This window comes from Arthrobacter ulcerisalmonis (genome assembly GCF_900609065.1).
GTDB classification, from domain to species: domain Bacteria; phylum Actinomycetota; class Actinomycetes; order Actinomycetales; family Micrococcaceae; genus Arthrobacter; species Arthrobacter ulcerisalmonis.
In genome coordinates, this window is the sequence record NZ_UXAU01000019.1 from 142,663 (window position 1) to 155,695 (window position 13,033).

Below are 13,033 nucleotides of genomic sequence, written 5' to 3' on the forward strand. Positions count from 1 at the left end.
GACTAGTTCAAGGGCCGGGTGCCAGCCGGCAACTGTCCATTGGCAAGCAGGTCCGCCGCGGCGTCCGCCAGCGCGGTCAAGGCGACCCGCTGAGTCCACGGGCCGTACGAGATCCGGGAAACTCCCAGTTCTTGCAGCTTGGCAGGAGCCAGGGACCCGGGCACGTTGATCACGGAGATCTTGTTCCAGCCAATGCCTTCAACGAGCGCTGCCACCGTTGATTCGTCGAGGAGGCCGGGGACAAAGACGTTGACGGCACCCGCCTCCAGGTACGCCTTGCCACGGGCGATGGCGTCGGCCAAGACGTCAGCCGGTTCACGATCGGCGGCCTTGAGGAAGGCATCAGTGCGGGCGTTGAGCACGAAGCCGATGCCCTCAGCCTCACCCGCGTCGACAACGGCCTTCATTTGCCGAACTGCGTCGGCCAGCGGTCGCATTTGGTCCTCGATATTGGCGCCGACGATGCCGACTCCGATGGCCTTCCGCGCGGTCTCGCCGGGGTTGCCGTAGCCGGATTCGAGGTCCGCAGAAACAGGCAACCGGGTGGATGCAGCGATCCGCCCGACGGCCGAGATCATTTCGTCAACAGGGATTTTCTCGCCGTCCTCGTATCCCAAGGATGCAGCAATAGAGTGGCTGGCAGTTGCCAACGCCAAGGTGCCAGGGACATCCGCAATGACTTTGGCGCTGATGACATCCCAGACGTTGATCACCTGGAGGATTTCAGCCGACTGGTGGAGTCGAAGGAGTTCTGAGGCCTTTGCGGCGGTTGAAGCAGTCATGGGGGAAGCCTAATAGATCCGTCTGGACTCCAGTTGAAGTGCGGCCATTCGATCTCAGGTGGCCGGTTGTCAGAAAGCGGGCACCACGAAGTCAGAGCGGGGGAGATGGTGGCTTGAAGTAGCGGTTTTGCCGTGGACGCTGGGCGGGATCGATGTGTCGGGGTGGGATAAAGGTGGGGATGCCGTCCGAGACAGCGATCTTCCAAAGTTCTTTGTGGATGATGTGGTGATGATAGGAGCAAAGCAAAACCCCGTTTGTGGTTGCCGTGGATCCGCCCTGCGACCAGTACGTGATGTGGTGAGCTTCGCACCACGGCGCCGGAATGGTGCAGTCGGGGAACGCGCATCCTTTATCGCGGGCAGTAAGTGCGAGCCGCTGGGCTTGGGTGAACAATCGAGCCTTACGGCCGATATCGATGATCTCGCCCTTGCTGCCCAGGACCACGGGGATGATGTCCGCATCGCAGGCGATCTTTCGCAGGGTGGCCGCTGCAACGGGGCCGGTGAACACCAACGCGCCAGCCCCCGCCCCGGCGCCGGCCTTGGCGCCAGCCCCAGCCCATGCGCTGCTGCCGTGGGCGTGCGCGTGCGCGTGGGTGTCAAAAAGATCGCGGTGGTCGATGGTGGCGATGATTTGCGGTCGGTTCCCGCCTGTGGTGGGCAGCAGACTGGTGGCCAGACCCGCTTTGAGGCCGCTGATGATCCCATCCAACTGTTGTTGGGGACGGGTGCGCCGTTCCAGATTCACGCCGTCCTGTACCTCGGGGTTGACCTCGGTCTTCCCCTGTGAGCCTGCAGTCGGATCAGCGTCGGCGTCCACGCTCGGCGTTGTGCTTCGCGGATTGGTGGCAACGTTCATCACGGTAAGGAAGTGCTCGTATTGATCGGAGGTGGCGAAAATCTCAAGATGGTGGAGCCCATTGCGAGGCTTTCGGATGAAGGCGCCCTGGGTGTGGCGCAGGGCTTCTTCCGTGGGTTCGGCGCCGTCTGCGTCGATGGTCTCGGCCCAGCGCTGGGCAACGCGGACCAGGATATCCGGATCGGACGTTGTGGCGATGGCTGACAACTGCTGCTCCATGGTGCAGAGGTTCTCTGCGCTGGTACTGTGCCGGAGCCGGTCCACTGTGGATGAAATAACGGTCGCGGCGTACGAGGACACCAACGGCGATACAGCTAGCCCAGCCGAGTCGTCCACAGGGCCATCTCCCGAGTCGGGAAGTAGGGCCGGGGTGCTGACAGCCGCGAGGTGACCTAGCGGTGCCGGCAGCGATCGCCCGGTCATGGTCGTTCCAGGCAAGATCTGTTCCGCGAGGGTGAGCCGGCGGCGGGCTTCCCGAATGGGAATGCGAAGCTTGAGTCGAAGGAACTCTGCAGTATTGCGGGTGCCGTCATCGGCAGGGTTTTGCCGTAAGTCCGATGGATTGCCCGGGCCATCGTGACATCCGGCATCCGGTTCGTTCACGGCCTCGACAACCTGGCCATTCGCGCCATTGAGCCAGGTTGTCTTGCCTGACTTGGCTGGTCGGTCCCTGGCATCAGCTATGGCAGAGGTACGCGTCCGGTCCACAGTGGCGGCCGCAAGGAGTTGGAGGTACTCAACAGTCCGGGAGAAGCCTTCGATGAGCGCAGCGGCTTCCGCCGATGCAACAAAATCAGAGGACCCAAAGTCTTCTAGCGCCGCAGCCGCAAGCCGGTCGCCAACCGCAGCCAGCGTTTGGAGCAGGTTTGGAGTACCACGATCTGTAGTGACAGCACCGGAATCAGGGCCCACGGAACCCCTGGCCCCGGGCCTAAAGCCCACAGTCTCCGTGAGGCCGGAGTCCATACTGCGGGCGTCATGGTGGAGGGGGCGGGAATCCTCGCTACGGGGCGCACCAGGGAGAGACTCAGCGGTACCGCCTGTCTCTGCTGGCCATTCGCCCGGGACTTCCATGGCTCAATTTTCCCAAAGATGGCCCCACGATTCCGCTGGGAAAGTTGCTATGTGGACAACGTCGGCCGCGAGTAGCCAGCTGGCATTTCGGGGCCAGCACAGGGCATGGTTGCGCCCGGAGTTGGCAGCGGAACGATTACGGGTGCCGGACGCCAGTTCCGGACAGAACGGCTCTGTACCCTTCACGGAATGACGGAAACTCGAGCGCAAGCCCGCTGGCACGGAGGAGACGATTGCTGCAGCGCTTATTACCCCCACGTGCGGTGCCGGCGTCGCCCACTGCAGGTTCCGGCAAGTCCAGCTCGGCAGCCAGGAACCGCAGAACGGCACCAAGGTCGGCAGGGTCATCATCCACGCCCACGTAAACCGGCGCAGGGGAGTCGGCCAAGGACGCCAGGTGGACGATCGCGGCCGCGGCGTCATCTCGGTGGATGCGGTTCGTGTACCGGACATCGGCAGGCACAACGGCCGCACCAGTCCTGACCTGTTCAATCAAACGGTTTCGTCCCGGCCCGTATATACCGCCCAGCCGCAGTGAAATGGCCTTGGACTCGGTCCCGGCAAGGCGGGTTCGCAGGATGTCCTCGGCCTCCAGGAGGATCGTCCCGGAAAATCCGCCGGGCTCGGGCGGCGTGGCTTCGTCCACCCAACCACCGTCGGCGTCACCGTACACCGCTGTGGAGGAGACGAAAATTACCCGACCCGGCCGGACGCCGTCGCGCTCCAACGCATCCAGGACGTGCGTCACCCCACCCACGTACGCGGCGCGGTAGGCCGCCTCCGTGGGCGCGTCGGCAGCCACAGCAATCACGACGGCGGTAGTCCGGGCAGGCACAGGTGGCAGGTCGGAACTGGCCAGGTCAGCCGCTACGCCTTCAATACTGGCTGGCAGTTTGCCCGGAGTCCGGCGCCAACCCACCACGCGGTGGCCCAGTGCGGCAAAGCGCAGCCCAGCTTCGGTACCAAGATCGCCGCAACCGGCCAGCAGAACGGTCACAGCCTACGGAGCCTCAACGGGGAAGAAGACCCGGGGATCCTGCAGGATGGCAGGGTTGGCGAACGCGGACCGCTCGATGATCTCGGTGACCACAAAGTTCCGACCGTAGCGACCATCAGGCAGTGTGATGGGACGGCCCTCAACATGGCCCACCGCGAACTTTTCGCCGTTCTCGAAGGCAACTGCCACCGCCGTCTTCCCGGGCAGCGTCGAAAAGGCCTGTTCCTGCTCGGCGCGTTTGCGGGTGGGCTTCTTAGGCTTGAGTTTGGGGGTAGCCTTGCGCGGCTGCATGGACGGACGGCGCGACCCGTCCTCCACAAACACCGGCGCATAGTCATCGCCTGCGACAGCAGCAGCGGCGGCCGCGGCAGCAGCGCTTCCCCGGACCAGCGGCAGGGCCACGGTGGTCAGTGTCTTCGGATCGACGTCGTCGTGCGGGTCACGGAGGATCCAGAGAATTTCGCCTTCCGGTTCCTGCGGCAGGAACTCGTGCCGCGGCTCCGGCCAGAGGTAGTCCATCTCGGGGTGCGCGTCCGGGAACACGTTTTCGTAGAACTTCGGATCCTTGCGCACCAGTTTGGAGCGGTGGCTGAGGTGCAAAGCCTCGTCGCCGAGCCAGTGCGGCATGGCGATTTTTGCCGTGTAATCAGGGTGCGCGGCCTGCGGGGCGAACTCCATGATGCTGGCGCGAGTGTTGTCCGGGTGCCCGCGCTTGGTCCACTCGTCCACCATGGCCAGGCCGTAGAGGGTGAGAGCGGGGACGTGCCCCATCCACATGCGGACCGCCGGGTGAGTCTGCCAGCCGTACCCCGGAACTACCAGGGCGCGGAGGATCTGGAGCGCTTCCACCCGCTGTTTTCCAAGCCGGGCGGTGTCCAGCGCGGCAGCGCTCTGTTGAAAATCGGGGTACGGGAGGAAGGTTTGCATCTATTCAGTCTGACGGCAGCGGGCGGATGTGCCAATTGCAGTGCCGGGCGACACACCAGCGGGTCAGTCGCGTCCGGCATGTGGACGCATGAATACCGGGGCACCCTAAAACCACTAAGATACCCGAAACCAACGACCTCCCCGGAAGCCTCACCATGACTCTATCGCTCGTTGTCCCCGTCGCGTCACAGCCGACCATCCAGCCGCGCTATGGCCAGATGCTGCCGCCCGAGGCGAACGGAATCCTGGTCCTGGATGAGTTCACCCTTGATCCCGCCGCGGCACGCAGCGAGCAACACGGTTTCCTGGCGGGGATGGCGGCGGTTGCGCGGATGGTTCGCCGAATCGCTGCGCTCCGCGTGGTCATCGCCGTGGTGGCCATCGCCAACCTCCCGCTCTTCCTGCTCTCCAGCGGTTGGTGGATCTATGCCGTTTCGCTCGCGCTGGTGGTGGCTGTGCACGCTGCCGTCACGCTGTTGAACCGCCACGAGCCCCGGCTTCGGCGCCAGGCTGCACTCGGCTTGGATCAGCACCGTGAGCGGAGCGCCAATTATCGCAAGGTGCGCGAGGCCGTGAAGTACATGATTGACACGCCCGCCCGCATGAATGAACAGCTCTACCTCGATCTCCTTGCCGCCAAACGCGTGGGGTTGCACCTAGCCCACGGCACCGTGGCCCTCCTGGACACCACCGACGACACCGCCTGGAAGGTGCGGATCGTCCGCGAGCTTCCGGTCGCCTAGCCGCGCTCATTTACTGTCGCTTTAACGTACGACGCCGGCGCGCCCCTGGTGGGGGTGCGCCGGCGTCGTTCGTGGTCAACGGAATTTGTCTATCGCCGACCTGCTGAGGGAGCCTATTCAGGCTGGTGCGCTGCTGATTGCTGCGCGGGGTGCAACTATGCGGGCAGCTGCAGGACCTGGCCCGCGAACACCATGTTCGGATCGTTGATCACGTCTGCGTTCGCATCAGCCAGCTGCTGCCAGCCGCCCTGGATGCCGAGCTTGTCGGCCACCAAGCTCAGGGTGTCGCCCGGAACGAGGGTGTACGTTTCGCCACTGAGTGCAACGGGAGCCGCATGCGTGGGAGCCTCTGCCGCGGCCGACGGTACCTCTGCGGGCGCCAGCTGCTGCGGGAGGTTTTCGACCGGAGCTGCCTGAGGCTGGACCTGGGCTGGCGCGGCCTGCTCCTGCACGGGGGCAGGTTGTGCGGGAACAGCCTGGGCGGGTGCCGCCTGAGCCGGCGCACTGCCGCTGATTCCCAGCTGGGCGGAGCAGGACGGCCAAGCATTCCAGCCCTGGGCGGCCTGGACGCGCTCGGCCACGGCGATTTGCTGCTCCCTGCTGGCATCGGCAGCGTTACCCGAGCCGCCATATGCTGCCCAGGTGCTTGAGCTGAATTGCAATCCGCCGGTGTAGCCGTTGCCGGTGTTGGTTGCCCAGTTGCCGCCGCTTTCGCATTGCGCCAAGGAATCCCAGGTGGATTCAGGTACGGCAGCGTTGGCCGCAGTGGTGGACAGTGCCAGGCCGGCAATGGAGATGGCGGCAACGGTGAGCCCGCGGCGCGCAGAAGTACGGAAAGTGGTGTTGGTCATGGTGATGATGCTCCTGAAGGCCACCAGCGCTGACTCCGTCCCCGGAGATTTTCGCGCCACTGCCCGCCCTTGACGAATAGAGGTCAATTGTTGGCTGCTGCCGCTGGGCAGTTCGGGTGTTGGCAGCGCCGGGCATGTTGTGTGTCCGCCGTGCGGGCACTCATTTCACGCTAAGACATCACCTGGGGCTTATCAAATCGACGCGGGCACTGGGGGGCTGCTGGTGAGCTCCAGATCAGGGCGCCACGGCGCAGGCCAGTGCAATATCCTGTCAAGATGGAATCACTTGCCGCAGGCATCCCCGAACATGATGAAACCGCACCCGACCACGGTGAGGACCTTCCGCTTGATTCGGACGGGATGGCCGGGGTCCTCTTCGAGCTCCTGCCGATTGCCGAATTGCACCTGCATATTGAGGGAACCCTCCAGCCCGAACTGATTTTCGCCTTGGCTGCCCGGAACGGCATGGACCTGCCGTATACGGACCTGGACGAGCTGCGCGCGCTGTACCAGTTCACTGACCTCCAGTCCTTCCTCGACCTGTACTACGCCAACATGGCGGTGCTGCAAACCGAGGAAGACTTTGCCGACATGACCCGCGCGTATCTGGAACGTGCGGCGGCCGCTGGCGTGCGACACGCAGAAATCATGTTTGATCCGCAGGCGCATCTGTCCCGGGGGGTGGCCCTGGAAACGTGCGTCAACGGTGTGGCGTCTGTCTTGGCCACGTCAATGGAGGACTTCGGGGTATCCACCATGCTTATCGCGGCTTTCCTCCGGGATCTTTCCGAAGAGTCTGCGCTGGAGGTCTTCGACAACCTGATGGCGATGAACGCTCCCCTTGGTGCCATCGGCCTCGATTCGGCAGAGGTGGGAAACCCGCCCGCGAAGTTTGAACGACTCTTTGCCAAAGCCCGCGACGCCGGACTGCGATTGACCGCCCACGCCGGCGAGGAAGGCCCCGCTGCCTACATCATTGAGGCGCTGGATATTTTGGGCGTCGAGCGGATTGATCACGGCATCCGCTGCATGGACGATCCCGACCTGGTGGAACGCCTCGTTGACGAACGGATCCCGCTGACGGTCTGCCCGCTCTCCAATGTCCGGCTCCGCGCTGTGGACACCCTCGCGGATCACCCGCTGCCAGCCATGCTTGCGGCTGGACTGAACGTTTCCGTCCACTCGGATGACCCGGCATACTTCGGCGGCTACGTCGACGATAATTTCGCCCACCTGAGGGCCGCCGTCGGGCTTTCCGAATTTGATGCTGCGCGCCTGGCAGCGAATTCCATCCACTCGTCGTTCGCGTCAGAAGAACGCAAAGCCGAGCTGCTTGCCGAACTCAACGGCCGCGAAATCCAGCACCAGTAGCGAGCCACCAACGGTCATAATTCGTGCTTGGCGGGAAAGAAGTACAGCGCTGGGGCTGATGTGACAGGCAACTCTGGAGACGGACGTCCTCCCGGTAAACTGGTGCGCAGGCGTGTCTGGGAGTGCGAGGCGGCACCATGCCGGCGCTCCTTGGGAAGTCCGTACGGTCCTCACCCGATAGCGCCGCCTCATTTTGGGGCTGGATGTCACTTAAAACTCGGTCACGACACGCAGAGTTAACCAATTCGAGTCGCAACACGTAACGGGCTGTTGGCAAGATGCCAAAGACCGATCGCTTTTATACAAGGGGAATCATGGCCAAGTCCACCGCAGAGAACATCAATCTTCGACTTAAAACCGTCCTGACAGTGCTGACCGAAGGCGTATGGTCTGGGGATTCGCTGAACGCTGGCGAAGTCTTGGCCGAAGCTACGGCTCGCGTCCCCTTCAACGAGCACGAAAGTGAACTGCTGAGCGGTGGCATTCCCCGCGGGCACAAGACCCTCACATCGGCCACGGCCAAGCTGGTCAAGGCCGGTTGGCTGGTCAAGGGCCGCTCCGGGTGGACCATCACCGACGACGGCATGCGCGCCACGGTCGCCTTCGCTGACGACGCTGCCTTTGGTGCAGCTGTCGACGCCGGTACTCCGGTTCCTGCCTCGACGGAGGTTCCTGCCGCGCCGGCCGGTTTCGTGCGTCAGACTACTGCCGCCGTCGAGACCGCAGCCGCCGTCAAGGCTGCCGCTGCTGTAGAAACCGCCGCGCCCGCCAAGAAGGCTCCTGCGAAGAAGACAGCGGCCAAGAAGGACGCTGCCGCTCCAGCCGCCAAGGCTCCCCGGGCCCGCAAGGCAGCAGTCGAGGAAGCCCCGGCCGTCGATGCCGTTACATCAGCAACGGCAGTCGCCCCGGCTCCCGAGCCCCTCGAAGGCCCGGACGTTGAGACGCACCCCCAGCCCGAAGCCGTTGCCTTGGCTGGCGACTTCAACATCGTTTTCGGTGCGCCGGAGAACTGGGCGCCGCAGTACGACGAAGCGCAGATGGAGTTCGATTTCCTGAGCCAGCAGTGGTCCAAGACCGCCGAGCTGCCCGCCGGGTTTTACACCTACAAGGTGGCGCTGAACCGGTCGTGGGATGAGAACTACGGCGCTTATGGCATCTTTGACGGCGCCAACCACGAACTGCATCACGCTGGTGGCACTGTGACGTTCCGCTACAACCACAGCACCCGCGACATCACCGTCAGCTGATCTTCGCTCCTTCAGCTACGTAGCGCCGCTTACAGTTTTGACCCCTCAAAACTGTAAGTGGCGCTACCCAGTTGGGGGAGGGAGCCGATCTGGACCGAGGTACCCACCATGAGCCACGCAGAAAAATCGTCGGACGGCGTCCGGTTGAACGCCGTAGTGACGGGGGTGGTCCAGGGTGTTGGATTCCGCTACCGGACCATGCTCAAGGCGCAGGACCTGCAGCTACTCGGCGAAGCCCGGAACCTCGACGACGGCTCGGTATCCGTGATTACCGAAGGGCCTGCCCGGCGGGTCCGCGCACTGCTTGAGTGGCTCCGTTCCAGCGAAGCCCCCGGCAGGGTGGAGGGCGTCGAGGAATCCATCTCCGCGGCCCAAGGAAGTTTCAGCAGCTTCCGTACGCATTAGTTTTGATCAATCGGGCCCTCCGCGAAACCGACTCGAGCTCAATCCAGGCGGGGACTCAGCCCCAGGAACGCGCCCAGCTCCTCCAGCCCCACCGGCCGATGCGGCATGTAGCTGGTGAGTTCGGGCGAACGAATAATCACTGCCCGCCACTGCCCTCTTGAGACAGCCACGTTGATTCGATTCCGGTTCAGCAGGAACTCGGCACCGCGAGGTGCTTCCGCCACCGCCGAGCAGGCCATGGACATCAAGACCACTGGCGCCTCCTGGCCTTGGAACTTGTCCACGGTGCCCACCCGCACCCCGGCTAGACCGGCGACGTCGAGGTACGCCCGGACCAGCTGAACCTGGGCGTTGTAGGCCGCCACGACCAGAACATCCTCCGGCTCCAAGGCCCGAGCGGCCTCGCAGGGGCCTGATGTCCACGTCAGGCCCAGGTGGCGCTGCACCTGCCGAACGACTTCAGCGGCTTCTTCGATTGAACTGACGGTATTGCCCGCGTGGTCCACAAAGACGGTTTCAACTCCCGGCGGAAGATCCGCAAGGTCGCGCTCGGATGCGGCAGGGGCCGACTGCAACTTGCCGTCATAGCTCAGTACGGAAATAGCGCTGCATAGCGCGGGGTGCAGGCGCCACGTATCGGCCAGGAAATACCCAAGGTTAGCCGGAAGAGTCGCGTGACCGGCAGCCAGCCAACCCAGTGCTGATTCGTCCACGGGCTCGGGGTGGGCGCCCTGGCTTACCTGCGGGAGCTGTTGCGGGTCACCCAGCAGCAGGAGCCGTCTGGCGGCAACGGACACCGCCAACGTGTTAGCCAGGGAGAATTGCCCGGCCTCGTCGATGACCAGCAGATCAAGGGCGCCGGCAGGCACTTCCTTCCCCGTCATGGTCCACGCGGTCCCGCCCACCAGGCAGCCGCCGCTGCCGGACAAGAGCTTGGCCACATCGCCGTCAGCCGTTCGACTCCACGGCGCGTCAGGAGTGCCCACGATTTTCTTGGCCACCACTGCTGGATCAACACCACCGGTATCGATGGCCCGGGACAGCAAGTTTTCCACCACACTGTGTGACTGGCCCACCACCCCGACCTTCCAGCCGGCCGTAACCAAGCGCCCGATCACATGGGCGCCAACGTACGTCTTCCCCGTGCCCGGCGGGCCTTGGACAGCGAGGTAGGACTGGTCAAGGTCCCGCAGCGATGCGGTGATGGCTGCCGCGTAATCTGCGGCGCCGTCAGGGGTGTGTGTGACGGGCACGGGGCCTGGGAGGTTCCTGAAGCGTGGTGGTCGTTTCCGCAGCACATCAAGGCCGGGCTGCGCAGGAAGTTCAGGCAGGCTGGCGGCAACCTTTTCGGCAATAGTGCCCAGTGCCGCCTCAATGCTGGCAGTCATGATGGGTTGGTCTTCCGTCAGGGCGACGGGGAAGTCTTGATAGGCCGAGACTTTGCCCGTCTCGCGTTCGGCGATGGTCAGGGCAGCGTGTCCCGGCTGGTCAGGCAGTGCTTCCACCGCGCCGATCTGGGTGCCAAAAGTGTACGGTTTGGCTCCCGGCAGCGAGTCCTCGCCAGCCATTCCGTGCGGGCCGGGCGCATCGTAAAGCCTGCACCATTTTGACCCGGGCCGGAAGTCGGAGCCCTCGGTCATGGTCCCAACAAGCCTCAGGACGCGCGTTCTCATCCGTTCGCGGGGTTTAGCCAACGCCCAGTCCGAGACCACCTGCGCTGCAGCCACCACGAACACGTTGCGCTGATCTGGCCAGCTATCGATAGGGGACTCCGCCCGGTCAAAATGCTGCCACCAGAATTGCTTCCGTTCCCGGCGGTGGTAGCCCGTTGCTGCTGCCACCAAGGCAACGGCGCGCTGGTCGCCGGTCAATGGCGGGCCGTCAGGTAGCCCTGAGAGGTAGTCGTGAAGCGTGGTTTCCGCAGGGTTTTGGGCGGGCCCGACGGCGGCACTTGCGGCCGCGGCAGCCACGGCCGCGTCGCTGCCGCGGCCCGAAGCTTCGCCGGCCGAAGCACCAACGGCCGACGCACCCAGACTGGTGCCGCCGTCGTCCGCGTCGGAGCGGCCCGTTGCCTCCACGCCCGGGTGACCCGCCGGCCCCACGCCCGGGTGACCCGAAGCATCCGCGCGAGGGTGGACCAACGAGCGCAGCCAGTCGCGGAGGCGCAGGGTCGAGAGGCAGTCGTACAGGTTGTAGTCGGCGATGGATTCGAGGACGCGGGCGGCTGCGGCGGCGTGGCCAGCGTCGCGTTCGGCGCAATAGGCGGCGTAGGCCACTACCGAAGCGCCGGCGTCCTTGACCTCGCCGGACCTGAGGTGCTCGCCCATGTACAACGGCTCGAGCTTTTTGATGGAGTACGACGCCTCCGAGATCCGCAGCGAGTGCCTAACCGTGGCATAGAGGTCCACGAGCAGCCCTGCCCGCAGCCACTGATCCACTGTGTCCTCGCCGGCTTGATGGGCCAGCGAGAGGTTGCGGAGCGCGGACTTTTCGTACGCGGCATAGTGGTAGACGTGCATGTCCGGGAACCGTGCGCGGCGCTCCTCGACATAGGCCAGAAAGTCTAGGAAGGCCTGGCGCTCGCCGCTCCGGGAATGCGCCCAGAAGGGTCGAAAGACGGGCTCGCCCGCATCACCCGGAACGGGCGCCTCGATGACGCCGAACAGGTACTCGATGCCCCAGACGCCCGCCGGATCCTGCCACAGCGGATCGCCCTCGAAGTCGAAGAAGATGTCGCCGGGGCTCGGCGGCGGCAGCTCGGAGATACTGTTACCAGCCAGCACGGCATAGGACACGGTGTGCGGTTGACCGTCTTTCAGGAGCGTCCGCGAGCCATGGGGCGGGTCCAGTTGCAGCTGCATGCGGGCCTGCGCGCGGAGCCTTGCAACGGAGCCGTGGGCGTCCGCCTCCGGCATCGCGGCAAGATCATCGATGGTGCTGATGCCATCTCCGTGCAGCTTCCTGCGCCGCACAGTGGACATGCCGGCCACCATCAAAAGGTCGCGGTGCAGCTGCACCTGCTCGGCACAGTAGTTGCAGCGGCCGCAATGCACGACGCCGGCCTGTTGCCACTGCGCCGCAACGTCACCAGCGCGGTGGGCGGCTATGAGGTGGCGGAAGCGGCGGCGTCGCTCACGGAAGGCGGGCAGCAGGTCCGGCAGCGCATGAGGGCTCCGAAGCCAATCGTCGCCAACCCTGGTTCCCAAAACCAGCGTGACGGTGGGGGAGGGGGACAGGCCCATGCCCAGCAGCTGATCCCCGTAGGCAGCCAACTGGAGAAGTGCGCCCACCTTCGCGTGCCGCGCGAGCTTGGTATCCCACACTTCGTACCGGCCGGGATTGCCCAGGCCAGCATTTTCATTGACCAGGAAGTCTGCGTAGCCCAGGAATTCACCGTCGAAGAACGTGGCCTGGAAGACCACGTCGGCGCCAGCGCGCAGGGCTTGCTCCGTTTCCGCGTGCCGTGCCCTGAGCTCCACCCGGGTGTTTGGACCGCGCTCCACGCTGTAGACTCCGGCGGCTCGGTCCTCGTTCCACAACCCATATTTGTTGGTCAGGCTGGCCAGGACCGTGAGCTCATGCTGGTCACCGAGGGTGCCGGCTCGGATTTGCATCTCGTCGCTGGCAAACACGGCTTTGGGAGCGCGGCCCAGCTTTTCGTCCAGGATACGGAGCGTGCGGTACTCGCATTCGCTGGCTGCCACCAGATCGCTGGCAGAAAACACCAGGTCAGGCGGCGACCCAGCGGTAGCGGAGTCAAGCAGGAACACGGCGCCT

Annotated in this window: 10 protein-coding genes; 4 read left to right on the top strand and 6 right to left on the bottom strand. The window is 64.5% G+C overall.

The features are described 5' to 3' along the window. Positions 1-2 precede the first annotated feature (2 nt). The 4 genes from PSET11_RS06300 to PSET11_RS06315 all read right to left on the bottom strand — a co-directional run bounded on the left by PSET11_RS06300 (position 3) and on the right by PSET11_RS06315 (position 4,639). Positions 3-782, bottom strand: a complete 780-nt coding sequence (locus PSET11_RS06300) for an isocitrate lyase/PEP mutase family protein (RefSeq protein WP_124091251.1) — start codon at positions 780-782, stop codon at positions 3-5. A gap of 91 nt (positions 783-873) precedes the next feature. Further along, positions 874-2,553, bottom strand: a complete 1,680-nt coding sequence (locus PSET11_RS06305) for an HNH endonuclease signature motif containing protein (RefSeq protein ID WP_238989056.1) — start codon at positions 2,551-2,553, stop codon at positions 874-876. A gap of 298 nt (positions 2,554-2,851) precedes the next feature. After that, positions 2,852-3,712 carry an NAD-dependent epimerase/dehydratase family protein gene (locus tag PSET11_RS06310; RefSeq protein ID WP_124091253.1) on the bottom strand — a complete coding sequence of 287 codons (861 nt, stop codon included), beginning with the start codon at positions 3,710-3,712 and terminating at the stop codon, positions 2,852-2,854. A gap of 3 nt (positions 3,713-3,715) precedes the next feature. Beyond that, complete coding sequence (locus tag PSET11_RS06315) at positions 3,716-4,639, bottom strand: MSMEG_6728 family protein (protein ID WP_124091254.1); 924 nt, start codon at positions 4,637-4,639, stop codon at positions 3,716-3,718. Between the two features lie 155 nt (positions 4,640-4,794). On the opposite strand from PSET11_RS06315, the gene PSET11_RS06320 reads away from it, so the two are divergent. After that, positions 4,795-5,382 carry a hypothetical protein gene (locus PSET11_RS06320; RefSeq protein WP_124091255.1) on the top strand — a complete coding sequence of 196 codons (588 nt, stop codon included), beginning with the start codon at positions 4,795-4,797 and terminating at the stop codon, positions 5,380-5,382. Between the two features lie 155 nt (positions 5,383-5,537). Here PSET11_RS06320 and PSET11_RS06325 read toward each other — a convergent pair whose 3' ends face one another. Next, on the bottom strand, positions 5,538-6,233 hold the full coding sequence (locus tag PSET11_RS06325) for a LysM peptidoglycan-binding domain-containing protein (protein ID WP_124091256.1): 696 nt from the start codon (positions 6,231-6,233) through the stop codon (positions 5,538-5,540). Between the two features lie 360 nt (positions 6,234-6,593). On the opposite strand from PSET11_RS06325, the gene PSET11_RS06330 reads away from it, so the two are divergent. The 3 genes from PSET11_RS06330 (at position 6,594) to PSET11_RS06340 (ending at position 9,256) form a co-directional block, all read left to right on the top strand. Beyond that, the gene (locus PSET11_RS06330) at positions 6,594-7,604 is read left to right on the top strand and encodes an adenosine deaminase (RefSeq protein ID WP_124091312.1); all 1,011 of its coding nucleotides are present in this window, start codon (positions 6,594-6,596) and stop codon (positions 7,602-7,604) included. 314 nt (positions 7,605-7,918) lie between these two features. Continuing rightward, positions 7,919-8,851 (top strand): pullulanase X25 domain-containing protein, encoded by a 933-nt coding sequence (locus PSET11_RS06335; RefSeq protein ID WP_124091257.1) that lies wholly within the window; start codon positions 7,919-7,921, stop codon positions 8,849-8,851. A 108-nt stretch (positions 8,852-8,959) separates the two neighbouring features. Then, complete coding sequence (locus PSET11_RS06340; protein ID WP_124091258.1) at positions 8,960-9,256, top strand: acylphosphatase; 297 nt, start codon at positions 8,960-8,962, stop codon at positions 9,254-9,256. Between the two features lie 38 nt (positions 9,257-9,294). On the opposite strand, the gene PSET11_RS06345 is transcribed toward PSET11_RS06340, so the two are convergent. Next, complete coding sequence (locus PSET11_RS06345; RefSeq protein WP_124091313.1) at positions 9,295-13,026, bottom strand: TM0106 family RecB-like putative nuclease; 3,732 nt, start codon at positions 13,024-13,026, stop codon at positions 9,295-9,297. Between the last annotated feature and the right edge of the window lie 7 nt (positions 13,027-13,033).